The 26,587-nt window shown below is 71.8% G+C and carries 22 protein-coding genes; 8 read left to right on the forward strand and 14 right to left on the reverse strand.

The genetic code is table 11. The annotated features are described in order from the left end of the window. Positions 1-155 precede the first annotated feature (155 nt). From ACZ4SW_RS36265 to ACZ4SW_RS36285, 5 genes are all read right to left on the reverse strand, one after another. Positions 156-1,208 (reverse strand): NAD-dependent epimerase/dehydratase family protein, encoded by a 1,053-nt coding sequence (locus tag ACZ4SW_RS36265; protein WP_468253345.1) that lies wholly within the window; start codon positions 1,206-1,208, stop codon positions 156-158. A 216-nt stretch (positions 1,209-1,424) separates the two neighbouring features. Next, a complete protein-coding gene (locus tag ACZ4SW_RS36270; RefSeq protein ID WP_468253346.1) occupies positions 1,425-1,829 on the reverse strand; it encodes a hypothetical protein in 405 nt (134 codons plus the stop codon). Further along, complete coding sequence (locus ACZ4SW_RS36275; RefSeq protein WP_468253347.1) at positions 1,826-2,971, reverse strand: molybdopterin-dependent oxidoreductase; 1,146 nt, start codon at positions 2,969-2,971, stop codon at positions 1,826-1,828. Before ACZ4SW_RS36275 ends, ACZ4SW_RS36270 begins: the two co-directional genes overlap by 4 nt. A gap of 269 nt (positions 2,972-3,240) precedes the next feature. Continuing rightward, positions 3,241-5,643, reverse strand: coding sequence for an Orn/Lys/Arg family decarboxylase (locus ACZ4SW_RS36280; RefSeq protein ID WP_468253348.1), 2,403 nt, complete (start codon positions 5,641-5,643; stop codon positions 3,241-3,243). A 140-nt stretch (positions 5,644-5,783) separates the two neighbouring features. After that, complete coding sequence (locus tag ACZ4SW_RS36285; RefSeq protein WP_468253349.1) at positions 5,784-6,590, reverse strand: LysR family transcriptional regulator; 807 nt, start codon at positions 6,588-6,590, stop codon at positions 5,784-5,786. Positions 6,591-6,658: 68 nt separating this feature from the next. Here ACZ4SW_RS36285 and ACZ4SW_RS36290 point away from each other — a divergent pair, with 68 nt between their 5' ends. Beyond that, entirely contained in the window at positions 6,659-7,555 is an 897-nt protein-coding gene (locus tag ACZ4SW_RS36290; RefSeq protein ID WP_468253350.1) for an NAD(P)H-binding protein, read from the forward strand. Positions 7,556-7,800: 245 nt separating this feature from the next. After that, the gene (locus ACZ4SW_RS36295) at positions 7,801-8,331 is read left to right on the forward strand and encodes a hypothetical protein (RefSeq protein ID WP_468253351.1); all 531 of its coding nucleotides are present in this window, start codon (positions 7,801-7,803) and stop codon (positions 8,329-8,331) included. 156 nt (positions 8,332-8,487) lie between these two features. Here the strand turns inward: ACZ4SW_RS36295 and ACZ4SW_RS36300 are convergent, their stop codons facing one another. From ACZ4SW_RS36300 to pdxR, 7 genes are all read right to left on the reverse strand, one after another. Beyond that, on the reverse strand, positions 8,488-9,033 hold the full coding sequence (locus ACZ4SW_RS36300) for an isoprenylcysteine carboxyl methyltransferase family protein (protein ID WP_468253352.1): 546 nt from the start codon (positions 9,031-9,033) through the stop codon (positions 8,488-8,490). Positions 9,034-9,109: 76 nt separating this feature from the next. Further along, positions 9,110-10,171 (reverse strand): type III polyketide synthase, encoded by a 1,062-nt coding sequence (locus ACZ4SW_RS36305; RefSeq protein ID WP_468253353.1) that lies wholly within the window; start codon positions 10,169-10,171, stop codon positions 9,110-9,112. Positions 10,172-10,412: 241 nt separating this feature from the next. Next, the gene (locus ACZ4SW_RS36310; protein WP_468253354.1) at positions 10,413-11,198 is read right to left on the reverse strand and encodes an alpha/beta fold hydrolase; all 786 of its coding nucleotides are present in this window, start codon (positions 11,196-11,198) and stop codon (positions 10,413-10,415) included. A 263-nt stretch (positions 11,199-11,461) separates the two neighbouring features. After that, entirely contained in the window at positions 11,462-11,977 is a 516-nt protein-coding gene (gene msrA / locus ACZ4SW_RS36315; protein WP_468253355.1) for a peptide-methionine (S)-S-oxide reductase MsrA, read from the reverse strand. A 164-nt stretch (positions 11,978-12,141) separates the two neighbouring features. Continuing rightward, positions 12,142-12,978 (reverse strand): prephenate dehydratase, encoded by an 837-nt coding sequence (locus ACZ4SW_RS36320; RefSeq protein ID WP_468253356.1) that lies wholly within the window; start codon positions 12,976-12,978, stop codon positions 12,142-12,144. Between the two features lie 178 nt (positions 12,979-13,156). Beyond that, positions 13,157-14,362: an MFS transporter gene (locus ACZ4SW_RS36325; protein WP_468253357.1), complete on the reverse strand. Its 1,206-nt coding sequence runs from the start codon at positions 14,360-14,362 to the stop codon at positions 13,157-13,159. A 398-nt stretch (positions 14,363-14,760) separates the two neighbouring features. After that, entirely contained in the window at positions 14,761-16,359 is a 1,599-nt protein-coding gene (gene pdxR, locus ACZ4SW_RS36330) for a MocR-like pyridoxine biosynthesis transcription factor PdxR (RefSeq protein WP_468253358.1), read from the reverse strand. A 21-nt stretch (positions 16,360-16,380) separates the two neighbouring features. On the opposite strand from pdxR, the gene ACZ4SW_RS36335 reads away from it, so the two are divergent. The 3 genes from ACZ4SW_RS36335 to ACZ4SW_RS36345 all read left to right on the forward strand — a co-directional run bounded on the left by ACZ4SW_RS36335 (position 16,381) and on the right by ACZ4SW_RS36345 (position 20,261). Further along, a complete protein-coding gene (locus ACZ4SW_RS36335) occupies positions 16,381-17,328 on the forward strand; it encodes a DMT family transporter (protein ID WP_468253359.1) in 948 nt (315 codons plus the stop codon). A 110-nt stretch (positions 17,329-17,438) separates the two neighbouring features. Further along, entirely contained in the window at positions 17,439-18,857 is a 1,419-nt protein-coding gene (locus tag ACZ4SW_RS36340; RefSeq protein ID WP_468253360.1) for an MFS transporter, read from the forward strand. A 363-nt stretch (positions 18,858-19,220) separates the two neighbouring features. After that, the gene (locus ACZ4SW_RS36345) at positions 19,221-20,261 is read left to right on the forward strand and encodes a C40 family peptidase (RefSeq protein WP_468253361.1); all 1,041 of its coding nucleotides are present in this window, start codon (positions 19,221-19,223) and stop codon (positions 20,259-20,261) included. 177 nt (positions 20,262-20,438) lie between these two features. Here the strand turns inward: ACZ4SW_RS36345 and ACZ4SW_RS36350 are convergent, their stop codons facing one another. Continuing rightward, the gene (locus tag ACZ4SW_RS36350) at positions 20,439-20,585 is read right to left on the reverse strand and encodes a hypothetical protein (RefSeq protein ID WP_468253362.1); all 147 of its coding nucleotides are present in this window, start codon (positions 20,583-20,585) and stop codon (positions 20,439-20,441) included. A 399-nt stretch (positions 20,586-20,984) separates the two neighbouring features. Between ACZ4SW_RS36350 and ACZ4SW_RS36355 the strand changes: the two genes are divergently transcribed. After that, positions 20,985-21,428 (forward strand): hypothetical protein, encoded by a 444-nt coding sequence (locus ACZ4SW_RS36355; protein WP_468253363.1) that lies wholly within the window; start codon positions 20,985-20,987, stop codon positions 21,426-21,428. A 198-nt stretch (positions 21,429-21,626) separates the two neighbouring features. Here the strand turns inward: ACZ4SW_RS36355 and ACZ4SW_RS36360 are convergent, their stop codons facing one another. After that, on the reverse strand, positions 21,627-22,253 hold the full coding sequence (locus tag ACZ4SW_RS36360) for a TetR/AcrR family transcriptional regulator (RefSeq protein ID WP_468253364.1): 627 nt from the start codon (positions 22,251-22,253) through the stop codon (positions 21,627-21,629). 224 nt (positions 22,254-22,477) lie between these two features. On the opposite strand from ACZ4SW_RS36360, the gene ACZ4SW_RS36365 reads away from it, so the two are divergent. Together ACZ4SW_RS36365 and ACZ4SW_RS36370 are read left to right on the forward strand one after the other, a co-directional pair. After that, positions 22,478-24,544, forward strand: coding sequence for an MMPL family transporter (locus ACZ4SW_RS36365; protein ID WP_468253365.1), 2,067 nt, complete (start codon positions 22,478-22,480; stop codon positions 24,542-24,544). Between the two features lie 173 nt (positions 24,545-24,717). Continuing rightward, positions 24,718-26,337 (forward strand): esterase-like activity of phytase family protein, encoded by a 1,620-nt coding sequence (locus tag ACZ4SW_RS36370; RefSeq protein WP_468253366.1) that lies wholly within the window; start codon positions 24,718-24,720, stop codon positions 26,335-26,337. Positions 26,338-26,587 lie beyond the last annotated feature (250 nt).

Consider the following 26,587-nt stretch of genomic DNA (forward strand, 5'->3'; position numbering starts at 1 on the left):
CAGGGGGGGGGGGAGGGGGGGGGTGGAGCGGGGGGGGGGTGTTTGGGTGGGGTTGACCCCTCCCCCGGGTCGGGGAGGGAGAGGAGAAAAAAGGGCCAGTCCAGAAAGAGAAACCCCCCCCGGGCCTGCCGCTGTCACAGCGGAACCGGACGGGCTCATCCCGCCCGCAGGGCCGCCGAGGCGAACTCCGCCATCCCTTCCGCGAAGGCGACCTGCGGTTTCCAGCCCAGCTCTGCGCGCAGCCGCTGCGATGAGGCGGTGATGTGGCGGACGTCGCCCAGCCGGTACTCCCCCGTGACGACCGGCGTCGGTCCGCCGTGCGCCTCGGCCAGCGCGGCGGCCATCTCGCCCACCGTGTGCGGCTCTCCGCTGCCGACGTTGTACGCCCGCAACCCGCCCTCCGGAACGCCGTCCAGGCCGCCCAGCGCCGCGAGGTTGGCGCCGGCGACGTCCCGGACGTGGACGAAGTCCCGCCGCTGCCCACCGTCCTCGAAGACGCGCGGCGCTTCGCCGCGGGCGAGCGCGGACCGGAACAGGGAGGCGACACCGGCGTACGGGGTGTCCCGCGGCATCCCGGGGCCGTACACGTTGTGGTAGCGCAGGGCGGCGACCCGCCCGCCGGTCGCCCGTGCCCACGCGGCGGCCAGGTGCTCCTGGGCCAGCTTGGTGGCCGCGTACACGTTGCGCGGATCGGCCGGGGCGTCCTCCCCCACGAGGCCGGCGGCCAGCGGCTCACCGCAGTGCGGGCACGGAGGCTCGAAACCTCCCGCCTCCAGGTCCGCCACCCGGCGCGGACCGGGCCGTACCACGCCATGTCGTGAACACGCGTAGTGTCCCTCGCCGTAGACCACCATCGAGCTCGCCAACACCAGGCGGCGCACGCCGGCTTCGGCCGTGCGGGCGAGGAGCACGGCGGTGCCGAGGTCGTTGCAGCCCACGTAGTCCGGTGCGTCGGCGAAGTCCTTGCCGAGACCGACCATGGCCGCCTGGTGGCAGACGGCGTCCACGCCCCGCAGGGCGTCGGCCACCGCCTCTCCGTCGCGGACGTCGGCGTGCCGCCAGTCGACTCCGTCGGGGATCGCCGGGACCGTGCGGTGCGCGGCGGGCAGCAGCGCGTCGAGGACGCGCACGTCATGCCCGGCGCCGATGAGGGCGGAGACGATGTGCGAGCCGATGAAACCCGCACCTCCGGTGACCAGGATCAACATGCCACCGACCGTACGGCCGCACATCCGGTCGCGGGCCGCCGGACCGGGCGACGTCAGTGGTTCGTAAGCCTTTCCTGCTTCTGCACGTCCCGCACGGCCGGGACGCCCGCCACCGTCAGAACACCGTGGCGCCGCGACGGCACCGCGCGGGTGGCGTCGCGGCGCCACGGCCGGCCCGTGCACCCCGGTCCGCCCGCGCGTCGCGGCGCGGCCCCCTCACGCACCAGGCCGCCGGCGACCGCGTCCGAGCCGCCGCACGGCCGTCCGGAGCGCCGTCACCGTGGCCACCGCCGCCAGTGCGATCAGCCAGTTGCGCGGGTAGTCCAGCGGCAGCACCGACGAGTTGGCCGTCTTCCCCGGCCGTAGGAGCACGGGCAGCGCCACCGCCGTCAGCGCACCCGCGACCAGCAGGGCCCCGCGCACCGGTCCGCGCACCCCGCCACGCACCGGCAGCGACCCGACCAGCAGCACCACCGGGGCGATCACCGCATCGTGCAGGACGACCGCCCCGCCCAGCCACACCAGCACGTCCCACAGGTCGCGGACATCGGTCAGCAGGGTCGCACCGACGCCCATGAGCGCCACACCGGCCGCGCCCGCCGTGACGCGAAGGGCCTTCATGCCGTCACCTCCAGCCGTCCGACCCACTTGGTCTGCAGCACACCCGGCCGGTTGGGGGCGATGAGCCGCGCCGGATAGCCGTGGTCGGGGTCGAGTTCCTCGCCGTTCAGCCGCAGGGCGAGCAGCGTCAACGGGTCCCGGGCGTGCCGGTGCCCCATCTCCGAAACCCGGTAGCCGCCCCTGAGCTGCAACGACACCACCCGCACACGGGCCTGTGCCGGTGCGCCCGCGCGCTCCAGCAGGTCCACGACGCGCACGCCGGTCCAGCGCGCCGACTTGCTCCAGCCCTCCACGCACGCGATCGGCAGTTCCACCTCGTGCTGCGGGAGAGCACGCAACTCATCCAGTGTCAGCGTGTACGGCCGCGGGCCGATCACCACCAGGCGGTACTCCTCGTCGGTGATCCGGCCGACTCCGGCCGCGGAGGCGGTCCGGTTGACCGGCAGCGACTGAGGTCCCTGGTCCGGGTGTCGGGGGGCGAACAGGATGAAGTCCTTCAGCGGGGTGAACGACTGGCCGACGGTGGTGAGCGTGACGGCGCCGACGGCCGCGCCCACCGCAGTCAGCAGCGACCGCCGCTCGGGGCCGTCCTGCGCGGGCAGGGTGAGCGTCCCGGGCGAGCGACGGGTCCAGTGCGCCCTGATCTCCGGTGCCCTGACGGCGATGTGCAGCACCAGTGCCCCGACGACCAGCCACGCCACCGCGTAGTGCACCGGCACGAACGAGAACGGCCACGGATACCACTGGGCCGTGTTGAGCAGTCCCGTGGCAAGCTCGAAGACGGCGCCGGCCACCAGCACCGCGACCGACAGCCGCTCCAGGGCGTGCGTGACGGATCGACACGGCGGCCACTGGAACAGCCGCGGATACACGGTCCACAACTTCGCCAGCAGCAACGGGATCGCCGCGATGCCGGAGGCGATGTGCAGGCCCTGGGTGAGCCGGTATCCCCAGACGGGGCGGCTCGGGATGCCGTCCGCCGGCCATCCCGGCGGATGTTGCATGAAGTGGCTGATCAGACCGGTGACGAAGCACACGGCGAACGCCGGCCCCAACCAGCGGCCGAGCACGGTCGCGGTGCGGGCATCGTGCAGCCTGCCGGTGAACACCGGTGGAGAGACACGTCGTTTCATGCCCTCCATCCCACCGGGCGCATGGCCCTTCGGGAACAATTGAACTCTTACGGAACAGGGACATCGGGTCGCCGCGGCGCTCGCCGCCGTCGCGGCCGACGAGCGCCGGGGCGGCCAGTGCTGTGACCGGAAAGGTTCACCGGCTCGCGACGCCCGGCACGGCACCTCGCCGCGTTGTCGCATCACCCGAGTACATCCAGTACGCGGGCGATGCTCCGCCTTGCGATGTACCGCACCGGACGCCGCGAGCTTCCCGGCAAACCTTTCCGGTCACAGCACTAGGGAGCCTTCAGGCACTCGATCAGGTAGTCCCCGGTGTCCTCGTCGAGCGTCACGCCATGGGTCTCGCTGCGGAAGCCCGGGAAGTGACGGTCGAAGGTCTCCAGGGCCGTGAGGTAGCGGAGCAGGGGGCCGTCGAGGGCGCCCGTGGACTCGCCGGGCATCAGGACCGGGATGCCGGGCGGGGTGACGGTGACCATGGCGGCCGCCACCCGGTTGGCCGCCTCGGCGATGCGGACCCGCTCGGTGCCGCCCCGCACCAGCCGCTGGTAGCAGTGCTGGGGCGGGAGGACCGGCTCGGGGAGTCGCTGGAACGCGGTGTCCAGCAGATCCACCAGGCGTGCCGAGCGGAGTTGGTGGTGCATCTGCCGGCACAGCGCGCGCAGCGTCAGCTCGGAATAGCGCTTCGGGTGCGCGGCGACCGCCTCCGGCAGCACCCGGTCCAGGGGCGCGTCGGCGTCGTACAGAGCCTTGAAGTCCATCAGGGCGTCCAGCAGCGTGCCCCACTTGCCCTTGGTGATGCCCATGGAGAACAGGATCAGTGTGGTGTAGCTGTCGGTCTTCTCGACCACGATGTTCCGGGTGGCCAGGTAGGCCGTCAGCACCCGCGCTGGAATGCCCTCCTCGGCCATCTCACCGGTGGCGCTGATCCCCGGGCAGGTCAGCGTGACCTTGATCGGATCCAGCATGCAGTGGCCCTCGGCCAGTCCGGGGAAGCCGTGCCAGTCCGCGCCCGGCTCCAGCAGCCAGCAGGACTGCTCGGTGCGCAGCAGCTCCAGCGGGGCCCGGTCGAACGGCATGCGTTCGCCGGTCGCCGGGTCGGTGACCGTGTCCGGCTGCCAGACGCCGAAGAACCACGGGGGCCGGTCTCCGGCGCCCTCCACCCGCCGCCGCAGGCGGACCATCTCCTGGCGGAAGCGGATCGCCTCCGTCACCGCCTCGTCCACCAGCCATTCGCCCTGCGGCCCGTCCATCATGGCCGTCGCCACGTCCAGCGAGGCGATCATCGGGTAGAGAGGCGACGTGGTGCCGTGCATCATCAGTGCCTCGTTGAAGCGGTCGTGCTCCACCGGCGCCCTGGGTGCCGGGCGTACGTGCACCATGGCGGACTGCGACAGCGCGGCCAGCAGCTTGTGCGTGGACTGCGTGGCGAACACGGTCGGCCGGTCCGGGCCGGGGAAGGTGTGCTCGTCGACCGACATGCCGTACCGGCCCGCGTACAGCGGATGGAAGCGGGCGTAGGCGAACCAGGCCTCGTCGAAGTGCACCCGGGGTGTGCTGGCCGCGAGCGCCCGCGCGGTCGGAACGGCGTCGTAACTGAGACCGTCGTAGGTGGAGTTGGTGAACACCGCGTACTGGGGGTGCGACGATACGGCACCCTCGGCGAGCGGGTGCGCGGCGATCCGGGCCGCGACGGCGTCCGCCGCGATCTCGGCCGGGGGCAGCGGCCCTGCGAGGCCGTAGCCGTTGCGGGTGGGGACCAGGTAGACCGGCCGGGCGCCGGAGACGACCAGGCCGTGCAGCACCGACTTGTGGCAGTTGCGGTCCACGAGGGCGATCTCGTCGCTGGTGACGCTGAAGTGTCCGACCAGGCGGTTGCAGGTGGAGTCCCCGTGCAGCACGAAGTAGGTGAGGTCGGAGCCGAAGACGCGGGCCGCGTTGCGCTCGGCCTCGCCGATCGGGCCCGTGTGCTCGAACAGCGAGCCCAGTTCCTCGACCGAGATGGACAGGTCGCTGCGTAGCAGGCGTTCCCCGAAGTAGTCGTGGAAGGCGCGCCCCTCGGGCGACTTCAGGAAGGCGACGCCGCCCGAGTGGGCCGGGGTGTGCCAGGAGTACTCGTGGGCGGCGTCGAAGCGGCGCAGCGCCCGGAAGAACGGCGGCAGCACGGCCTCCCGGTAGGCACGGGCGGCCGTGGTGACCCGGCCCCCGATGAACCCCGGGGTGTCCTCGAGTGGCCACACGTACCCCACGACCGACTCCGACACCCACAGCGGCAGGTCCCGCACGCCCTCGTCGGCCATGACGAGGAAGACCGGCAGGTCACGGAAGCGACGCCCGATCCGGCGCAGTACGGCGGCTCCACCCGGGATCCCGTCGACGGCACCCTCCGGCCGGTCCAGGGTGCTTCCCGCGAGTGCGGCGCCGGGGCCGTCCCCGGGGACCCGGTGCCCGCCTCCGGCACCGCGCACCCGGTCACCGCCGGGCAGCTCCCAGGCGACCAGCGCGGCCGCCAGCCCCGCCTCGGTGTGCAGCACGGCGTCCGCGTCCTCAGCCGTGACCGCCCAGCACACCGTGAAGCCGCCCGCCTCGACGGTGTCCCGGATCTTCCGTAACTGCTCGGCTGCGGCGCCCTCGGCCCGTGGATGCTGCGGTACCGCGATCAGGACCTTGCTGTCGGCCATGCCGCGCCCTCCCCTCGTCCGGCGGCTCCCCGGCCGCCCCGGCCAGTGTCAGGAGAGGCGGCCGGCACACAGGACGGGCGGCACGGCAAACCACCGTGACGAAGGAATCCGCCCCTGCGGAGTTGACCGGGGCGGATGGCTCAGGTGTGCCGCAGCGTCGCGGTGGCGATCTCCAGGAAGTCGCGCAGCAGCTTCTCGGGCCGGTCCGCGACGGCCAGGCACGTCTCGACCCCGGGGGCGTCCGTGACGGGCAGGTGGACCAGGTCGGGGCGGGCGTAGGACCGTGCGACGCTCAGCGGGACGAGCGCGATGCCGTGCCCGGAGGCGATGAGCTCGAACTTCTCTTCAAGTGAGGACGTCCGCCGCGTCGGTGAATCGAGCATCCGCTCGCCGGCGAGGTCGGCGGAGGTGAGTTCCTGACGGCATGACAGCGGGTGCGCCGCGGGCATGCAGGCGACCCTGGGCTCGTGGCCGATGGGGACGGTGTGCAGCCCGGAGTCGTTGAACGGCCGCCGCAGGTACCCGACCTGAGCCCGGCCGTCCCGCAGCGGCGCGTCCTGCTCCCACCAACGTGCCGGGACGACGTCGGTCTCGACGTCCGGGTGGCGCGAGGTGAACGCCCGGATCGCGTCCGAGACATGAAGCCCCGGAGAGAAGGCGACGACGACCCGTTGGACGCCCTGATCGACGTCGTGCAGGCGGCGCACCGCCGCGGCGACGGACGCGAGGATCGTCTGCGCCTCTTCATAGAGCTGCTTCCCCGCAGCGGTCAGCTCCACGCTGCGGGTGGTCCGCTCGAGCAGAGCGCACTCCAACTCCCGTTCCAGTGCCTTGATCTGACGGCTGAGAACCGGCTGGGCGATGTAGAGCCGTTCCGCCGCTCGGCCGAAGTGCCGGTGCTCGGCCACCGCGACGAAGTAGCGGAGCTTGCGCAGATCCAGATCCATACCCGTAAGGTATCAATCGCCAGGAAGAGTATTGGACGCCGCAGATGTGCCGCCCCGAGACTCGAGACATGATCGTCATCACCACTCCCACCGGCCAGATCGGCAGCCGGCTCCTGGACATCCTCCTCGACGAGGCCCCCGCTCGCGGCGAAGAACTGCGCGTCATCGTGCGCGATCCCGGGAAACTCCCCGACGCGGTCCGCGCGCGCGTCGACGTCGTCACCGGCTCGCACGGCGACGCCGAGGTGGTGGACCGGGCTTTCGCCGGCGCGGACGCCGTCTTCTGGCTGGTCCCGCCGGACCCGCAGGCACCGAGCCTGGACGCCGTGTACTCCGGGTTCACCCGCGCCGCCGCGAAGGCGTTCACGACCCACGGAGTCGGACACGTCGTCGGCGTCTCGGCACTCGGCCGCGGCACTCCCGCCGCAGACCGTGCCGGGCATGTGACGGCGTCTCTGGCCATGGACGACCTCATCGCCAGTACAGGCGTGGCCTACCGGGCGCTCGCGAACCCGTCCTTCATGGACAACCTGCTGCGGCAGGTGGCTTCGATCCGCGACCACGGCGTGTTCACCGATACCGTCGCCGCCGACCGGAAAGCACCGCTGGCCGCCACCCGGGACATCGCCGCGGCCGCCGCGGGCCTGCTGCTCGACCGCTCGTGGACAGGGACGGGCGAGGTCCCGGTGCTGGGTCCCGAGGATCTTTCGGCGGACGACATGGCGCGCATCATGTCCGATGTGCTCGGCCGCCCGGTCCGCTACGAGCGGCAGTCGCTCGACGACGTGCGCGCCGCACTCACCGGGCACGGCTTCGGGAACGCGATCGTCGAAGGCTTCGTCGACATGATGCGCGCCAAGGACGACGGCATCGACGGCGGCGTGCAGCGCACCCCTGAGACCGCGAGCCCGACGACCTTCCGCCAGTGGTGCGAGGACGTCCTCAAGCCGGCGGTCCAGGCATGAACGCCGGGACCGCTCTCATCGTCGGAGCATCCCGCACCCTGGCGGGCCGCGCCGGGGTAGTCCTCGACGAGGTGTCGTACGGGCATCCGGCGCTAGATGTGTGGATGCCCCCCGGTTGCGGGTACTCGTGGCGTTTCACGGCCGTCAGCGGCCACGACAGTCGGTGAGAGACCAGTCATGCACAGTTCTTTCCGCTTCTTTCCGCTGCGGCCCTCGGCCGATCCGGTCGTCCGTGGAGGGCCGGTATGAGTGACGTCGGCAGCGGCAGCGGCACGAAGAGCGCCGAGCGGACCCGTTCGGACCTGCTCGGTGTCTACCTCAACGACCACCTGGCAGGGGCGACCCTCGCCGACCGGCGCGTCCACTACATGGTCCGGGCGCTGCGGGGCTCCTCGCTCGCCCGGGCGTTGCGGCCGATCGCCGACGAGATCGCCCAGGACCGGGCGGCCCTGCTGGGCATCATGAGCCGACTGGGTGTTCCGGCACGCCGGTACAAGGTCTTGGCGGCACGGACTGCCGAGACGGCGGGGCGCCTCAAACCGAACGGCCGGCTCCTCCGCCGTTCGCCGCTGACGTCGATGGTCGAACTCGAGTTGCTGCAGATCGGAGTGGCGGGCAAGGCCGCCGGTTGGCGCGTACTGCGCCGGCTCGCGCAGAGCGACCCGCGTCTTGACCCACAGCACTTCGACCACCTGATCGAACGAGCGCAGGGGCAACTGCGGACGCTGGAGGAACTACGTCTCCAGCACGCCGACGAAGCGTTGCGCAGGGAGTGAGGACTTCCCCTCCGGGTGGAGGACGCCCGGCCGTCGGGCGCCAGGGAGTCGGCGAGTTCCCGTGCTCCCGGCCGCGCAGAGGCCTGTCGCAGGCGCCGGGTACCACGTCTCGGCGATCGAGTTCGTCCCTCTCCCGAGCCCCCTGCGGCCGGGCCCTCACCTACGCGGCTGTGTCACCTCCGCGGCTGTGTCACCCCCGCGATGCGAAAGGCTCGCTTCCTCGCAGCGGACGCGTACGGTCAGCAGTCCGGCGTTGCAGGCGGTGAACACCGTCGCGGTCAGCCAGGCAGCGTGCACCAGCGGAAGCGCCGCTCCCTCGACCACCACGGCGAGGTAATTGGGATGGCGCAGCAGGCGGTAGGGGCCCTTCGTGATCCTCGGCAGGTCGGGAACAACGATCACCCTGGTGTTCCACTGCCGTCCCAGCGTGCCGATGCACCACCAGCGCAGCCCCTGGGCGGCGAGGACCAGCGCCAGCATCGGCCAGCCAAGGCCCGGGAGGAACGGCCGTCCGGCGGCCCGTACCTCCAGCACGCAGCCCGCGAGCAGACCCGTGTGCAGTGCGACGAGTGCGGGGTAGTGCCCCCGTCCCGTCTCCCGTCCGCCGCGGGCCATGCTCCAGCGGGTGTTGCGGCGGGCGACGGTCAGCTCGGCCACTCGCTCGACGGCGACGGACGCGATCAACAGGGTGTACCAGTTCACTCGGACCGTCCCTCCACGGGCGCGTCAACAGCGCGTACCAGATCACCCCGGACGTGACGACGTGACTCCGGGGGCTTCACCAGCGAAGCAGCACGAGTTCGGCGCAGAAGCCCGGGCCCAGGGCGAGCAGCAGGCCCCAGGTTCCGGGTGCGGGCCGCGTCCGCCGCTGGGTGTCGTGGAGTACGTGCAGAACGGAAGCTGACGACAGGTTCCCGACCTCGGCGAGGGAGTTCCAGGTGAGGTCCAGCGCACCGGACGGCAGCTTCAGCGTGTCCGCGATGGCATGCAGCACCTTGGGGCCGCCGGGGTGGCACACCCAGGCTCCGATGTCCTGCCGGCTCAGGCCGTGGCCGGTCAGGAACGTGTCGATGTCGTCTGCGAGGTGCGCACGGACGATTCCCGGGATCCCGGGGTCCAGGACGATACGGAACCCCTGGTCGGTGATGTCCCAGCCCATGGCGCGCTCGGTGTCCGGGTAGAAGCGGCTGCGGCTCGCCACCACCTCCGGGCCGGGCGGGGGTCCCGTCCCGTGCGGGGTTTCCCGGCCCCGCGCCACGAGAGCGGCGGCGCCATCGCCGAAGAGAGCACTGCCCACCAGATTGGCGGGCGAGGGATCGGACCTCTGGAAGGTCAACGAGCACAGTTCGACGGACAGCAGTACGGCGGTGTGCGCGGGCCAGCCCCGCAGGTAGTCGTGTACTCGGGCGATCCCGGCCGCGCCCGCCGCGCACCCGAGTCCGAACAGCGGGAGCCGTTTGACGTCCGGTCGCAGCCCCAGGGCACCTGTCACCCGGGCGTCGACCGAGGGGGTGGCCAGGCCGGTGGTGGAGACGAACGCGATCAGGTCGACCGCGCCGGGGCCCAGTCCTGCGGTTGCGAGTGCTTTCCCGACCGCTTCGGACCCCATGCGCTGCGCGGCATCGAGGTAGACGGCGTTGGCCTCCCCGAAGCCGTCCAGTTCCGCGTAGGCGTCCAGGGGCAGGACGGTGTGGCGGAACCGGACCCCGGCCGAGGCGTGTACCCGGTCGAGCAGCGCCTGGTTCGCCTCCGGCAGGCTGGAGCGCACCTGGTCGGTGATTTCCCGCTGCGGATACCGGTGGTGCGCCAGGACTTTGTGTACGGCGGCGATGCGGCTCATCAAGGTTCCGATCGACGTATGACGATCGTCTCGACGTAGGACGGTCGTCCCGCTGTGGACAGAGGGCGAGTACCCAGCCCAGGGCCCTCGGCTCGCCGAGGTCACGGTGGACACGCGCCAGGCGCGCGCCTGTCCGGCCTGGGCCCGGCCGACGCCCGCCGGCGCAGCCGGGCCGCAGCCGGGCCGCAGCCGACGCCTTCGCGGTGAGCAGGCAGATCGGCACCCGGGCGGTCGTCCCGGGTCAACGGCCGAGGAACGGGCTCAGTGTCGAGAGGAGCTCGGCGGGCGCGTCCAGCGCGATGAGGTGAGCGGCGGCGGGGAACTCCACCAAGGTGGCATCGGGGATTTCGGCGGCGTACCGGCGGGCGATGTCCTGGAAGTCCGCGACATCGAGCCTGCCGATCCCGACCAGTGTGGGGACGGAGACGAGGGCGACGTCGCCGGGTGTGACGCCCTGGGAGTGCCTTCCCACGATCTCCTGGTTCACCAGCGACGTGCGTATCGGGTCTCGGAGCCGGTCGGCCAGTCCGGCAGCGACGTCCTCCCATCGTCGAGCCGGCCCGCGCAGCCACATGTCGAGGTTGATGCGGACGGCGGCGTCCAGGTCGCCGGAAGCCAGCGCCGCCGTTTCCGCCTCGTCGTACGTGACCATGTCCGAAGACCAGTCGTATCCCCGCCACGGCGGCGCCAGCACGGCCAGGCGGTGCACTCGGCTCGGGTGGGCGAGAGCGAAGTCCAGGGCCACACGGCCGCCCCACGAGGCGCCGACGAGCCGGACACGTTCGTGGCCCAGATGGTCCAGGAGGCGGCGCAGGTCGTCGGTCTCGCTGAACGGGCCGGCCGGGGGTGCCGACTCACCGAAGCCACGCAGGTCGTAGCGGATGACGGTGTGCCGTTCTGCGAGGCCGGGCACGATGGCGTCCCACATGCGGTGGTCTGCGACGCCGGCGTGCACGAGTACGACGGGAGGTCCCTCGCCGGTGACGGCATAGGAAAGGTGACCGAGATCATCGGCGAGAGTGAGCATCCGCAGATGATCGCAGCAGAACCAGGGCACGTGCCACCCGATATGGCGGCCTCCGCTGTCCCTGTCCTTGGGTGTCCGCGCGGCACGGCACGCGGTGGGGCTGCTGCCCGTGGGGCCACCGAGCAGCAGGGCCCCGTCTGCCCACCGGAGTGCGGAGGGTGAGAACGGCAAGGGCCGGCCGGTGGCCCGCACCGGCACGCGTGGGCGTCAGGGCCGGGATGCGCGACCGGGAAGGGCATCGCCCTGCCCGGCCGCGTCCGCGTTCAGGACTCGCCGCGCCTGGGCAGGCGCCAGTTCGGGCGCGGGAAATGGCAGGTGTAGCCGTCCGGGTAGCGCTGGAGGTAGTCCTGGTGCTCCGGCTCGGCCTCCCAGAACGGGCCGGCCGGCACCACCTCGGTCACCACCGGTCCCGGCCACAGGCCGGACGCCTCGACGTCGGCGATGGTGTCCTGCGCGATACGGCGCTGCTCGTCGTCGAGGTAGAAGATGGCTGAGCGGTAGCTGAGGCCCACGTCGTTGCCCTGCCGGTTCTTCGTGGTCGGGTCGTGGATCTGGAAGAAGTACTCCAGGATCGTGCGATAGTCCGTGACCGCGGGGTCGAAGGTGATCTCGATCGACTCCGCGTGCTTTCCGTGGTCGCGGTAGGTGGCATGGGGCTTGTCGTCGTCGCCGCTGTAGCCCACCCGGGTGCGCACCACACCGGGCAGCGCCCGGATCAGCTCCTGCATGCCCCAGAAGCAGCCACCCGCCAGCAGCGCCTTCTCCTCGGCATCACTCATGGCACCTCACCTTTCTGTCCGCGGCCGTCCGCACAGGCTCCAGGCTCGCACGTCGGCCCGGGAAACCCCACACCCTTCATCACCATTTTGACAGGTGACACAACCGCACGGTGAGTCTATCACCTGCCAGAGAGGTGACGACGGTCGGTGAGACCGGCCCGCCCTCAGTTCTTCGACCGGTGCGGATGTGCGGGATACACGCCCAGAATGCGCACCTCGGAGGAGAAGAAGCGCAGCTCGTGCAGGGCGAGGGCGACGCGCTGCTCCTCGGGGTGTCCCTCGATCTCGGCGTAGAAGCGGCTGGCGTTGAGCCCCGCGCCCATCTGGTAGCTCTCGATCTTGGTGAGGTTCACCCCGCTGGTCGCGAAACCTCCGAGCGCCTTGTACAGCGCGCTGGGGATGTTGCGCACGCAGAAGAACAGACTCGTCATCGTCGGCTCCCTCGTGTACACGGCCGGCGAGGCGTCCCGGGACAGGACGACGAACCGCGTGGTGTTGTCCGGGTCGTCCTCGACTCCGGAGCGCAGCACCTCCAGGCCGTAGAGTCCGGCGGCGGCGGGCGGGGCGAGCGCCGCGTGCCGCGGGTCGCCCAACTCGGCCACCTCGCGCGCCGCTCCGGCCGTGTCGTCGCTGACGAGGGTGCGCCAGCCGCCCTCCCGCAGCACCTTGCGGCACTGTCCGAGTGCGTGCACGTGGCTGCGTACGCACTCCACCTGATCCAGGGTCGCGCCGGGTACGCCCATCAGGTCGAAGCGGATGGCGAGGAAGTACTCGGCGCCGATGAACAGCCCCGACTCCGGCAGCAGATGGTGCACGTCCGCCACGCGTCCGGCCGCGGAGTTGTCCACCGGGATCACGGCGACGTCGGCGGCGCCCAGCGTCACGGCATCCAGGGCCTGCTCGAAGCTCGTACAGGGCAGTTCGCCGCCCTCGGGGTACAAGGCACGCGCAGCGGTCGCCGAGTTGGATCCCGGTTCACCCTGATATGCGACGGTGGTCACCGTGTTCCGCCTTCCTGAGAGGGATTCGGTCGTCGGGCAGCAGAACTCCCCCGCGTACCGCGCCTGTTGCAGTACCGGTGCACTGGCCTCGATCAGGCCCACCAGGGTACGTGCACGGACGAGGCGGTGCCGCCCGACGGAGCCCGCCGGCCAGAGGCTTCCGCTCGTCCCCATGTGTTCACAGAGCCGCGGGAGGCCGTCGCCACAGGCGGGCGCCCACTGCGGAGACGACGAGGATCGCGCATCCCGTGAACACCAGACCGGCGTCCCGCACCCCGAGTGCCACCGTCAGGGCTCCGACCCCGACCACGGGCAAGGAGATCCCCACGTACGCGACCACGAAGAATGCCGAGATGGTGGCGCCCCGGTGACGATCCGGTGCCGCGGAGCCCACCTCGGTCAGGCCCGCACGGAACGCCATGCCCTGCCCCACGCCGCCGGTCACGGCTCCCACGAGGAGCACCGGCAGCAGCGCCAGCAGCAGTGAGGCGCCGACGAGCACGAGGCCCGCGACGAGCACCAGGCAGCCCAACGGCAGAGCTCTGCGCACACCGACGCGTCCCACGAGCAACTGCCCGCCGGTCGACGCGCAGAACACCGAGAAGACGACAGCGCCGACCACCGCCAGATTGTGCTCGCCCAGCGTCCGGGCGAGGAAGGCCGGGGCGACCGCGGTGAACAGGCCGAGCAGCGAGAAGCCGGCGAAGGCCGCGAGGGCGCAGGGTGCGAACACGCCGCGCACTTCGGGCGGGACCTTCATGCCCTGCGGCCGCAGCGGGGGCCGGGGACTGCTGCGGCGCACGGTCTCCGGAAGCAGGCAGGTGACGGCGACAGCCGATCCCAACAGCGCCAGATGGACGAGGAAGGGCAGCTTGAGCGGCCATGGCGCGTACTCGGCGAGCAGACCGGAGACGAGGGGGCCCAAGCCGAGGCCTCCCATGTTGGCGGCGGTCGCCGCGAGCGCGGCGCGTGCGCGGCGCTCCTCTGGTGCCAGTTCGAGGACGGCAGCAGTGCCGGTGCCGCTGAACAGGCCGGCGGAGAAACCCGACAGGACGCGTCCGAGGTACAGCAGCGGCAGTCCGCCCTCGCACAGGAAGCACACCGCGCTCAGCGCGGACAGGCCGAGCGCGCAGAACAGCATCGGGCGCCGCCCCAGTACGTCGGAGAAGTCACCGGCGACCAGCAGGGCGGCGATGACACCCACCGCGTAGACGGCGAAGACCACGGTCACGATCAGCTCGGAGAACCCGATCTGCTGGCGGTACAACGCGTACAGCGGCGTCGGCAGAGTGGTGCCCATCATCCCGACGGCGAAGACCCCCGCCGCGGCCCCGTACCCCTGCCGACGGGCCCGTCCCCGGTGCTCGATGTCACGACTGACCACATCCCACCGTAACCATCCGGCACCGCACGGCACGCAAGACAGCGCTCGGGCGTGTCAGCGCACGCCCGGGCCCGGCCCGCGTCCTCGGCGTGCCCCGGGCGGCGTCCGCCGTTCCCCCAAACGCGGAGCCGGCAGGCCGGTGTGGTCCTGAATCCCGTTCTGCTGTCGGCCGAGATCGTGGCCCCTCCGACGGCACCGGCGACAGGATCGTCACATTGCGCGAACGCGGCTGGCGTGTGGCACACCTGCGCGGCGAACACCTCCACCAGATCGTCGATCCCGCCGGCACGGCCCGGCACCTCGTCGAGCTCGCCGCAACCACCTGACGCACAGTCAGGCCCGGGGCGGGCTGGAAGCCGCCGGCGAGCCGCGGCGAGGAGCGCGGGAGACGGCTTCGATCACCGAGGGCGTCCGGTACGAAGAAGGCCGCGCAGGGCGGCTCCGATGACGGCGATGCCCTCGTCGATGTCGTGGGCCGGGCCCGCCGCGTAGCCGAGGACCAGGCCCGGGGGGCCGGGGACGATGCGGTGCCACGACAGTGGGTGCACCTTGACGCCTCGTGCCAGAGCGGCCGCGGCGAGGTCGGTGTCGCGGAAGCCGCCGTCGCGGGCGCCGCCCCGCGGTTCGCCGAAGGTGGCCATCAGGTGCAGGCCGGCTGCCGCCCCGTGGACGCGGGCGCCGGGCAGATGCCTCTCGATCGCCCGCAGCATCACGTCCCGGCGCCTGCGGTGGCGCTGCCGGACATGGCGCAGGTGCCGTTCCAGCTCGCCCGAGTCCATCAGGCGAGCGAGGACGAGCTGGGTGAGGACGCCGTTTCCGAGGTCGGCGTACCGCTTGGCCGTCACCAGGGCGTCCCGTCGGTCCGCCGGTACGAGGAGCCAGCCCACTCGGAGCGCGGGCGCGAGCAGCTTGGAGACGCTGCCCGCATAGCAGACACCGTCGGGCAGCAGCGAGCGCAGCGCGGGCACCGGCGGCCGGTCGTAGCGGTGTTCGGCGTCGTAGTCGTCCTCGATGACGACGCCGCCCTCGGCCGCCCAGCTCAGCAGCTCGCGACGGCGTTCCCCGTCGAGGACCACTCCGGTGGGGAACTGGTGTGCCGGGGTCAGCAACACCGCCCGGGCGCCACTGGCACGCAGCGCTCCCACGTCGAGGCCGCCCGCGTCCACGGGAACGGGCACGATCTCGTGGCCGCCGTACTCCAACTGCTGGCGCGCCCCGAGCGAACCGGGGTCCTCGACGGCGACGCGGCGGATCCCGTCCGCCCGCAAGGTCTGCCCGAGCAGGCCGAGAGCCTGCGCCACCCCGGCGACCACCACCACCTCCTCCGGGTCGGCGCGAATGCCGCGGTTGCGGGCCAGCCAGCCGACCACGGCCCGGCGCAGGGCGGGCGCGCCGCGGGAGTCGCCATAGCCGAAGTCGGCCGGGCCGACGTCCGCGAGAACGGCGCGTTCGGCGCGCAGCCAGCCGGTGCGGGGGAAGGCGGCGAGGTCGGGGACGCCCGGGGAGAGATCGATGCGGCAGGGCAGGGCACGCAGCGCGTCGACCACGCCCTCGCGGTCGTCCGAGCCGAAGAGCGCGGGTCCGGCCCCGGGCCCGGCCGCGTCACGGGCGCCGCCGCGGGGTGCGGCGGGAGCCGCCACGACCACCGTGCCGAGCCGGCCGCGGCCGGCGATCTGGCCGGACTCGGCGAGGCGCCGGTAGGCCTCGGTGACCACGCCCCGGGTGACGCGCAGTTCCTCGGCGAGTGCGCGACTGGCGGGCAGTCGTGCGCCGATGGGCAGCCGCCCGTCGGCGATGGCCGACCGCAGCCGGTCGGCGAGCCACGCGGTACGCCCGCCGGGCGGTGCCTCGCCGATGTCCAACTGGAGGAAGTCCGAGCCGACGGCGGCGCGGGAGGGCGGCCTGCCGTCCACCGGCGCGTCCGCTGCCGCCGTCGCCGGGCGTGGAGTTTTGGACCCCTCTGCCGATGGCATTGTGGACCTGTCCATGGCGTCCATTGTGAGGGCAGCGTGGGCGGTATGGACACACCTTCCGCTTCGTTCGCCCGGCTCGTCCCGGGCATGGTCGGGATGACGCTGGTCGGCAGCAGCGTCACCGTCTCGCGCACGCTCGTCGACGCCCCGCTGTTCACCACTCAGGCGGTCCGGTACGCGGCCGCCACCCTGATCCTCCTGGTCGCCGCGCGGCTCGCCGGTGTTCGCCTGATGTGGCCCCGTGGCCGGGAGTGGCTGTGGCTGGCCGGGATCGCGGTCACCGGTCTGGTGCTGTTCAACGTGGCCGTGGTCCGGGGCGTCGGCCATGCGGAGCCCGCGGTGATCGCCGTGGCGGTCGCGTGCGTACCGGTGGTGCTCGGGGTGGTGGGCCCGGCGCTGGAGCGGCGCACACCGAGCCGGCGGGTCCTGTTGGCGGCGCCTGTCGTCATGGCGGGCGCGGTGCTGGTGGAGGGGACGGGTCGCACCGATGCCGTGGGGGTGGCCTGGGCGGTGCTGGCCCTGGGGTGCGAGGCCGGGTTCACGCTGCTCGCCGTGCCGGTGCTGCGGCGGCACTCGCCGTGGGGAGTGTCCGTGCACGCGATGTGGCTGGCCTGTGTGCTGCTGACCGTCCTCGGCGCGACGTCGGAAGGTCCTTCGGCGGTCGCGGAGTTGTCCGGATCCCAGTGGGCTGCCGCCGGTTATCTTGCGCTGATGGTGACGGCGGTCGCCTTTGTGCTGTGGTACTCGACGGTCCGCGCCGTCGGAGCCGGACGAGCCGGGCTGCTCACCGGCATAGCACCGCTCGCCGCGGCGGTCGTCGGCGCCGTCTCGGGCAGCGGCATGCCGAAACCGTCGGTGTGGCTGGGCATCGCCGTGCTGATGCTCGGCCTGGTCGCCGGCCTGCGCCCGCACGCCGTCCCCGCCCGGGACGTCACGACCGAGGAGCGGCCGGCCACGGCGGATTCCTCACCCTCCTCGACGCGGTCCAGTTAGCGGCCCGCCCTCGAGGGGAGGGCGAGCAGCCCGGCTCCCGCGATGTGCGACGTATGTACCTTATGGTGGATTCCGGCGGAGGCCTCCGCGGACGGGATGGAGTTGAGGCCGTGGCGTTCGCGGAGTCGGCCGGCGGCGGTGAGTCCCCACCGCCCCCCGAGTCGGCCGCTCGGTCCGAGCGACGGTCCTGGGCGCCGCTGCTGGCGGTGTGCGCCGGCTACTTCATGGTGATCCTGGACGTGACGGTCATCAACGTGGCCGTGCCGGTGATCGGCCGGGAACTGTCGGCCTCGCTGACCGGCATCCAGTGGATCACAGACGGATACACCCTGGTCTTCGCCGGATTCCTCCTGACGGGTGGTGCACTGGGCGACCGGCTGGGCAACCGCCGGGTCTTCTGCTCGGGCGTGGCGGTGTTCACCGTGTCCTCGGCCGCGTGCGCGCTCGCACCGAGCACCCCCTTCCTGGTGGTGGCCCGACTGGTGGAGGGGCTCGGCGCGGCGCTGATCGTGCCCGGTTCCCTGGCCCTGCTGCAGCAGGCCTATCCGGCGCCGGCCGCACGCTCGCGGGCCTTCGGGCTGTGGGGTTCGATGGCGGGCATCGCGGCCTCCGCCGGGCCGCTGTTGGGCGGGCTGCTCGTCTCCACGGTGGGCTGGCGCTGGGTGTTCCTCATCAACCTGCCCGTCGGTGCGGCCTGCCTGGCACTGACGCTGCGGCATGTGGCGCGCTCGCCCCGGCGCGCCGCACGGGCTCTGGACTGGCCGGCGCAGTGCGCGGTGGTGGCGGCGGTGGCGCTGCTGACCGCGGCGCTCAACGAGGCCGGACGGCGGGGCTGGTCGGATCCGGCCGTTCTCGCCGGGCTGGGCCTGGCCGTGCCGGCCGCCGCGGCGTTCGCGGTACGCGAGCGGCTGGCCCGGTCCCCGGCCATGCCGTTGAGCCTGTTGCGCTCCCGTGCGATGACCGGCGGAGCCGTCGTCGGCCTGCTGTTCAACTTCGCCTTCTACGGCATGGTGTTCACCGTCAGTCTGGAATTCCAGCATCAGCGTGGCTTCAGCGCTCTCGGCACCGGGCTTGCGCTGTTCCCGGCGGTGGCGATGACCATGTTCGCCTCCGCCCTGTCGGGGCGGCTGACCCGCCGCACCGGCGACCGCCCGCTGGTCGTGTCCGGCATGCTGCTGGCCGCCCTGGGACTGGCCGGCTGGGCCTTCGCGGGAGCCGACCCCGCCTACCCGCTGCTGGTGGCCCCGATGATGGCCGCGGGGTTCGGCACCTCCTTCGCCCTCACCGGATCGACCGCCACGGTGATGGGTGCCGTACCCCCTGCGTACTCGGGGGCCGCCTCCGCCCTGTTCAACACCACCCGGCAGGTCGGCAGCGCCACCGGTGTGGCGCTCGGCGGCAGCCTGCTCGCCACGGCCACCGACTACAACGCCGGGCTGCGCACCAGCATGGCCATCGGTGCACTCGCCTACCTGACCGCCGCAGGCCTCGCGTGGCTGTGCGTGCCGGTGAAGTCCGAGAGGCCGTAGGCGATTGCAGACCGTCGGGCCGGACGGGGCAGACCACTGCGTAGTGCGCCTCCTGCTCGGCTCGGGCCCTGCGGGATTCCCGGAAGAGAGCAGGGGTCATTACCGCCCATCTGTCAAGATGGCGCCCGTATGCGCAGGTTACGCCGCAACCTCGTCAAGTACGCGTAATGCGTCGCGAGTTACTGGGCCTGGACGCCCAGACGGTCGCGACTTTCTATGCGAAGATTTGAACTGACCACGAGAAAATCATTAGAGTCTCAACTCGAACCTCCGCTCGGTTGATCACTCATGGGGAGTGACGGTGGAGGGGCACCGCCCACCGGCGTGTCGGTAGGCGGCTGAAGGAAGAAGGAGCTCGCCTCCGTGGCGTCCCACCGTCGACCCAAGCAGCCGAGCCGCGCACGGGTGACCGTGCTCACCACCGCAGCCGCCGCGGCCGTCGCTTTCAGCGCGCAGGCCGCCAACGCGGCGCCCACCGAGAAGCCGAGCAAGGACGAGGTCAAGGCCAAGGTCGACGCCCTGTACGAGCAGGCGGAGCAGGCCACCGAGAAGTACAACGGGGCCAAGGAGAAGCAGGACAAGCTGGAGAAGGAGATCTCCACCCTGCAGGACAGGGTCGCCCGCGGCCAGGAAGAGCTCAACCAACTGCGCGACGGCATCGGCACCATGGCCAGCGCCCAGTACCGCACCGGCAGCATCGACCCCTCCCTCCAGCTCTTCCTCTCCTCCAACCCGGACGACTACCTGGACAAGGCCTCCACGCTCGACCAGTTGAGCAGCCAGCAGGTCGAAGCGCTGAAGAAGATCCAGGAGAAGCAGCGCGAACTGGCCCAGGAGCGGCAGGAAGCCACCGACAAGCTCAAGGACCTCGCCGCCACCCGCACCGAACTGGGCAAGAAGAAGAAGGAAGTCCAGGGGAAGCTGGCCGAGGCGCAGAAGCTCCTCAACAGCCTCACCGCGCAGGAGCGGGCCGCCCTCCAGGCCGACCAGGAACGCGCCAGCCGTGACAGCCGGCGCGCCACCCTGAACGTCTCCGTCGGCGTCGGCTCGGGCCGGGCGGGTGCCGCCTTCTCCGCCGCTCAGAGCCAGCTCGGCAAGCCGTACGTCTACGGCGCCACGGGCCCCTCCTCCTTCGACTGCTCCGGCCTCACCTCCTGGGCCTACGCCCAGGCCGGTGTCTCCATTCCGCGCACCTCGGAGGCGCAGGCGAACACCGGCACCCGCATCTACAACGTCAGCGACCTCAAAGTCGGCGACCTCGTCTTCTTCTTCAACGACCTCCATCACGTCGGCCTTTACGCGGGCAACAACCAGATCCTGCACGCTCCGCGCACCGGCACGGTCGTCCGCTACGAGTCGATGAGCACGATCGGCGGACCGTTCATGTTCGGCGTCCGCGTCTGACCCGTCCGCTGAGGATCACGTCACGCCCCAGGAACGAGCGGACCGGCGCCGGCACCGCGCACGAGCACCCGCGAAGGCGACACCGCGGACGATCACCGCGAGGCGACGTCGGCGGGAACCGGGCGCCTGGCGCCCGGTTCCCGCCTCAGGCCGAGGCAGCAGCGCGGCCGTAGGTCTTCACTTCTCGACGCTGGACGTCGGCTGCTCGGGGATGGCCGCCTCCGGTGGCGGCTCGGGTGGGGGGAACAGAAAATCCTCGAGGACGCCCAGCGCGAACATGAGCAGCATGAGCAGTACGGGGACAAGCAGAGCTATCGCGATCACGACGCCTCCCGAGGGAGTAGTGATCGAAGCGGTGATGCATCGCTGGTTCAAACCCAGCGTGGGGTCGGTCGGGGGACACCGCACCTCCGGGAGCGTGACGGTGTGGGCCGATCGAGTGATGTCCCGTGGTGCGGATGCGGGACCGGACGCGCCGAGGCGATGCTGGGTGTGCGTCCCCGGTCCGGGCACCACCTGATCAACCCGCCCTGCTGGAGCCCTCGCAGGCTGAGGGCGAGCATCCGCTGGCTGCTCACCGGCAGTCCGCTGCTTGCTCGCCGGTGGCGAAGCGGGCGGGACGGCCGCCGCAGCGATGCCGGGCACGCTCGGCCCACTCCGCAGAAGGGATGCCGACGGCACACGACGTCGTTCCCGTTGACTCGACGTGCGGGAGGTACGCACATGCGCGGTGGCTTCGGCGTACGGTTTCCGGTGCGGGTGGGCGCGGCCCTGCTGTGCCTGGCGGTGACCTGGATCCATGTGCGGGACCAGGGGGGTATCCCCGGCGACCGGACTCCTCGCTATGTCGGCATCGGCTACTACCTGCTGGAAGCCGCCGCCATCCTGTGCGCGCTCCTGCTCCTCGCAGCCCGGCCGGGGGCGCCCCTGCGCACGGCCTGGCTGCTGGCGCTGGGCGTCGGGGTCGGCCCGGTCGCCGGATACCTGCTCTCACGCGGTCCCGGCCTGCCGGACTACGGCGACGACCGGGGCAACTGGCTGGAGCCGCTCGGACTGGCCAGTCTCGCCGTGGAAGGACTGCTGATCGTTCTGGCGGCGACCGCACTGCTGACGGACCGGCATGCGCCGCCCCGGCCCCCTCAGCCGTCCGGCCGCGACCACCCCTAGCCTGTCCACGACTGCGCGCGTGAGTACGACTGCGCGCGGGAGTGGCCGTGCGGGCGGTGCGGCATCGCCCAGTACGGCACCCCGCATGCCGAGGCCCGCGGCCAGGACGTCGTCCGCGACTTCGACTTCGGCGAGGCCCTCGAAGAGGCCCGACCGGGTCGCATCGGTGACCTTCGACGCCCATGAGGCGTCAGCGGCTCACGAAGGGACACGCCCCATCTGCCGCAGGATCTCGAACGCCTGGGGCAGCATGGCGGCCGGCCGGTGGCTGCCCGCGGCGCGGCGGCTGCGCTGGGTGCGCAGAACGGCGCGGACGGTTGCCAGGGCGGCGCCGGCGATGACGGCGGCCTGCAGATCGGCGTCCGGCGTGTCGGGGGCCAGCCGGTCGAGGACGAGGCGGGTGAGACGCTCCTCGAACTCGGTGAAGGCGTGAATCATCCGCGCCGCGATCACCTGCTCGGTGCCGTCCAGGGGATGGGTGAGGGCGGTCAGGCTGCTGCTCTGGAAGGGCGCGGCTGCGGCCAGCAGCGCGTGGTGGACCGCGTCGAGGGGCGGCTCGTCCGACGGGCGCTGTGCAAAGGCGTGTTCGACCGCGGCGAACAGTTCGACGCCGTCGGGCAGGAGCAGGTCCTCCTTGCTGTCGAAGTAGCGGAAGAACGTGCGGGGGGACACGTTCGCGCAGGCGGCGATGTCGGCGACGGTGGTGTCGGCGAAGCCGCGTTCCGCGAAGAGCCGGGCGGCACAGGTGCGCAGCCGTTGCCGCGTCTCGTCCTTCTTGCGTTCCCGCAGTCCGGGGGTCGGTGACGACTCGTGTCGAGTGGACATGGCGTCAGCGTATCCTGTCACCTTCGACAAATGGCACTTCTGACAGATGGCAGTCGTGACACTTTTGGTCTAGTGTCACCGCCATCTGCCCCTCCGCCCTCTGCCGGGAGCCCTCCGTGCCTGCTCGATCCGACACCGACGCGCCTGCTCTTCCCACCTCCGATCGACCGGCCGGCGCTCTCACCCGGCTCGGCGGCCGGTGCGCACGCCATCCCCTCGTGGTCATGGCCGCCTGGGTGCTGGCCTTGGCGGCGGCGCTGGCCGGCCGTCACGCCGTGGCACCCGTGTTCAGCGACCAGGTGAGCCTGTCAGGCACGCAGTCCGGCACGGGTGCGGACCTGCTCGCCGCTCACTCACCCGCCGCCGGGGCCTCCAGCGGCCGTGTCGTGTTCCACAGCGACAGCGGTGCCGTGGCATCGGACCGCTCGGTGAGCGGTTCGGTGGCGAGCCTCGCGCACCTGCCTCACGTGACCTCCGTCTCCGCTCTGGCGGTCAGCGACGACGGACGGACCGCCTACACCACCGTGCGGTTCGACGTGGAGGCCAAGGCTCTCGGCCACGCCTACACCCGCCAACTGGACCGGGCGACACGGCCGGCCCGCGATGCCCACCTCCGTGTCGCCTACGGCGGCGACCTGGACCAGGTCACGAGGCAGCCCGCCGACGACCGGGCCGCCGAACTGGCCGGCATCCTCGCCGCCCTGCTGGTGCTGCTCCTCGCCTTCGGCAGCGTCCTCGCCGCGCTGCTGCCCCTGCTCTCCGCCCTGATCGCGGTGGGCACCGGGCTCGCAGTCGTCGGCGTCGTCGCCGGCACCGTGTCCTTCGCCACCTCCGCCCCGACCCTGGCCAGCATGATCGGTCTGGGCGTCGGCATCGACTACGGCCTCTTCCTGACCACCCGGTTCCGCCAGGACCTGATGGACGGTCATGACCCGGTCTCGGCGGCCACCCGCACCACCGCGTCCAGCGGCCGCGCCGTCCTGGTCGCCGGGGTGACGGTCATCGTGGCCATGCTCGGCCTGTACGCCTGCGGTCTGAGCTTCATCGGCAAGCTCGGCCTGGCGGCCTCCCTCGCCGTCGCGATCACGATGACCGCCGCCGTCACCCTCGTGCCCGCCGCTCTCGGCCTGACCGGTCGCCGCATCGACCGCCTCGCCGTGCGCCGGCCGACGGCCGAGACCTCCGGCGAGCACGACGGATGGCATCGCCACGCAGCACGCATCGCCCGACACCCCTGGGGTTACCTCGCCGTCGGCACAGCGGTTCTGGCCCTGCTCTCCATACCCGCCCTCTCCATGCGGCTGGGGCACGTCGACGCGAGCGCCGACCGGGCCGGAACCACCAGCCGCACCGCCTACGACCTCATCGCCGAGGCGACCGGACCCGGTTTCGGCCCCGGTGCCGACGGCCCGCTGACCGTGGTGATCGACCTCGGCGCCGACCGCTCGGAAAGGGCCCGCCTGGCCACCACCCTGCAGGACGCCCTGGAGAACACCGCCGGCGTCGCCCAGGTGACCACGCCGACGTCCACCCCGGACGGCGGACTCCTGACCACCACCGTCACCCCGGTCCACGGCCCCCAGGACGCGTCCACCACCGCCTTGGTGAGCACGCTGGCCCGCGACACACTCCCCCGCGCCCTGCACGGCACGACCGCCCACGGCTACGTCACCGGCACCACGGCCGCCCAGGTCGACTTCCGCGACACCGTCCAGCAGCGCCTGCCCGTCATCATCGCGACCGTGCTGGCCGCAGCCTTCCTCCTGCTCACGACCGTCTTCCGCAGCCTGGTCATCCCGCTGAAGGCCGTCCTGCTCAACCTGGCCACCACCACGGCCAGTTACGGCGTCCTGACCGCCGTCTTCCAGTGGGGCTGGGGCAGCCGCCTGCTCGGGCTGCACGAACCGGTGCCCATCGAGTCGTACGTCCCGATGATGATGTTCGCCATCGTCTTCGGGCTCTCCATGGACTACGAGATCTTCCTGCTGTCCCGTATCGCCGACCTGTGGCGCACCAGCGCCGACAACACCCGCTCCGTGGGCTCCGGACTGGCTGCCACCGGCCGCGTCATCTCCAGCGCCGCACTCATCATGACGGCCGTCTTCCTGTCCTTCACCACGTCGCCCACGGTCGTCGTCAAGATGCTCGCCCTCGGCCTCGCCGTGAGCGTCGTCCTCGACGCCACCCTCGTCCGCCTCGTCCTGGTGCCCTCCAGCATGTTCCTCCTCGGCCGCGCCAACTGGTGGCTCCCCGAGTGGCTCGACCGCCGCCTTCCCCGTCTGCACGCCTGAGGCGTACGGCGAAGCAGGGCATGAGCAGCGCATGAGCAGGCCCGAAAACAAGGGAAGTCGTCGCCGTGGTGGATGCGCTTTACCACCTCTGTACGTGCTGTCCTACTGACAGCCATGCGGGGCGATCAGACTCCCGCTCGCGCGCCATGGTGACGCGCGACGAGGAGGGGACGATGAACCACCGTCTGGGAATCGCGACCGCGGCGGCCACAGCCGTGGTCCTGTCCCTGGCCGGCACTGGCCCGGCCAGTGCCAAGGCGCCGAAACTCCGGGCCCGCGACGACGCCTACACGGCGCACGCCGGGCGGACGCTGACCGTCGGTGCGCGGCACGGCGTACTGGCCGACGACACCGGCAGCCCGGCGACCCTGGTCGCGCACACGCAGCCCGCCCACGGCTCGCTGACGCTGAACCAGGACGGTTCGTTCGGCTACACCCCCGACGCCGGTTTCCACGGCACCGACTCCTTCACCTACAGGATCAGCGACGCCGTGCGGCTGTACCAGACGCACCTGAAGCCCCTCGCCGTCATCGGCGGAGTGCCGGTCACCGCGGGGGCGTACGGTTCTTCCCTGTACCCGGTGCCCGGTTCGAAGGACGAGTTCTACGGCCTCACCGACCGGGGCCCCAACGTCGACGCGCCGAACGGCGACAAGGTGCTGCCGCTGCCGAAGTTCGACCCCGCGATCGGGAAGTTCCGGCTGAAGGGCACCAGGGCCGTGCTGAAGCGGACGATCCCGCTCCGCGCCGCCGACGGCACCCCGTACAACGGGCTCGTCAACTCCCGGGCGAGCACCGGCGAGAACCTCGTCGACCTGAACGGCGCCGCCCTGCCGCACTCGCCCTACGGCTACGACTCCGAGGGCCTGGTGGCCCTGCGCGACGGCACCTTCTGGGTGTCGGACGAGTACGGGCCCTTCATCACGCACTTCGGCCGCGACGGCCGGGCCATCGAGCGGCTGTCCCCCTTCGACGGTTCACTGCCCGCCGAACTGGCCAACCGCGTGCCCAACAAGGGCATGGAGGGGCTGACCGTCACCCCCGACGGCAGCACCCTCGTCGGGATGATGCAGTCCGCGCTCCAGCAGCCCGACCTGCCGGGCAGCGTCAAGGTCAAGAACGTCACCACACTGCGGATCGTCACGTACAACCTGCGCACCCGTGCCACGCACGAGTACGTGTACCTGCTGGACGACCCGAAGACGAACAGCGGCGCGGTCAGCGAGATCACCGCGCTCAGCAGCACCCGCTTCCTCGTCGACGAGCGGGACGGGAACGTCGAACCGGGCGCGTACAAGAAGCTGTTCGCCATCGACGTGTCCAAGGCCACGGACATCGGCCCGTCCGCCACGGTGCCGGGCGCGGTGTACGACGCGGCCAGGGGCGGACTGCTCGTCGGCTCGGCCCAGCGGACGGTGGAGGCCTACGTGGGCGCCGGCAACACCGCGGCCGCCACGGCCGCCCTGCAGTCGGCCGGCATCACGCCCGTCGCCAAGAGCCTCTACCTCGACCTCGGCGGCCTGGTCGGCGGCCTCGACCCCACGGGTGGTTTCTTCGGCCACGACAAGGTCGAGGGCGTCGCCACGACGGACGGCGGCCGGACCATCGTCGTCAGCAACGACAGCGACTTCGGCGTCGACGGAATCTCCGGTTCGACCCCGGCCCCGCCCTACGCCCTGCACCCCAAGCTCCTCCCGGACGGCAAGCAGGACGACGGCGAGTACCTGGCCATCGACACCACCCGCCTCCCCGCCGCGACCAGCACGGCGACCGTCGAGATCACTGTGAAGTGACCTCGGGGCCGCAGTACCCCGACGGCACCGGCGACCAGGGCGCCGTGCTCCGCCTCACGGGTGCCGAGGAGGTCGAGCCGCTCGCCCAGCCCGGGTGCCGGTGCTGACCCTGTGCACGCCGCGGGGGGGGGGGGGGGCGGGGGGGGGGGGGGGGGCCCCCCCACCCAACGTTGGGTTCCTCCTGGTTGCCTGGGGGGGGGGGTTTCGGAACCCACCTCCCCCGGTGTTTGGGTTTGTGTGGCGGGTTTTC

The sequence above is a fragment of the Streptomyces sp. NPDC028331 genome (assembly GCF_055565775.1).

Excerpts from the sequence above, each read along its gene's own strand:
- ACZ4SW_RS36355 (WP_468253363.1), top strand. The coding sequence starts at position 20,985 with ATGCGCGGTGGCTTCGGCGTACGGTTTCCGGTGCGGGTGGGCGCGGCC.
- ACZ4SW_RS36295 (WP_468253351.1), top strand. The coding sequence starts at position 7,801 with ATGAGTGACGTCGGCAGCGGCAGCGGCACGAAGAGCGCCGAGCGGACC.
- ACZ4SW_RS36365 (WP_468253365.1), top strand. The coding sequence starts at position 22,478 with ATGGCCGCCTGGGTGCTGGCCTTGGCGGCGGCGCTGGCCGGCCGTCAC.
- ACZ4SW_RS36360 (WP_468253364.1), bottom strand. The coding sequence starts at position 22,253 with ATGTCCACTCGACACGAGTCGTCACCGACCCCCGGACTGCGGGAACGC.
- pdxR (WP_468253358.1), bottom strand. The coding sequence starts at position 16,359 with ATGGACGCCATGGACAGGTCCACAATGCCATCGGCAGAGGGGTCCAAA.
- ACZ4SW_RS36270 (WP_468253346.1), bottom strand. The coding sequence starts at position 1,829 with ATGAAGGCCCTTCGCGTCACGGCGGGCGCGGCCGGTGTGGCGCTCATG.
- msrA (WP_468253355.1), bottom strand. The coding sequence starts at position 11,977 with ATGAGTGATGCCGAGGAGAAGGCGCTGCTGGCGGGTGGCTGCTTCTGG.
- ACZ4SW_RS36265 (WP_468253345.1), bottom strand. The coding sequence starts at position 1,208 with ATGTTGATCCTGGTCACCGGAGGTGCGGGTTTCATCGGCTCGCACATC.
- ACZ4SW_RS36310 (WP_468253354.1), bottom strand. The coding sequence starts at position 11,198 with ATGCTCACTCTCGCCGATGATCTCGGTCACCTTTCCTATGCCGTCACC.
- ACZ4SW_RS36290 (WP_468253350.1), top strand. The coding sequence starts at position 6,659 with ATGATCGTCATCACCACTCCCACCGGCCAGATCGGCAGCCGGCTCCTG.
- ACZ4SW_RS36335 (WP_468253359.1), top strand. The coding sequence starts at position 16,381 with ATGGACACACCTTCCGCTTCGTTCGCCCGGCTCGTCCCGGGCATGGTC.
- ACZ4SW_RS36305 (WP_468253353.1), bottom strand. The coding sequence starts at position 10,171 with ATGAGCCGCATCGCCGCCGTACACAAAGTCCTGGCGCACCACCGGTAT.
- ACZ4SW_RS36285 (WP_468253349.1), bottom strand. The coding sequence starts at position 6,590 with ATGGATCTGGATCTGCGCAAGCTCCGCTACTTCGTCGCGGTGGCCGAG.
- ACZ4SW_RS36370 (WP_468253366.1), top strand. The coding sequence starts at position 24,718 with ATGAACCACCGTCTGGGAATCGCGACCGCGGCGGCCACAGCCGTGGTC.
- ACZ4SW_RS36275 (WP_468253347.1), bottom strand. The coding sequence starts at position 2,971 with ATGGAGGGCATGAAACGACGTGTCTCTCCACCGGTGTTCACCGGCAGG.
- ACZ4SW_RS36280 (WP_468253348.1), bottom strand. The coding sequence starts at position 5,643 with ATGGCCGACAGCAAGGTCCTGATCGCGGTACCGCAGCATCCACGGGCC.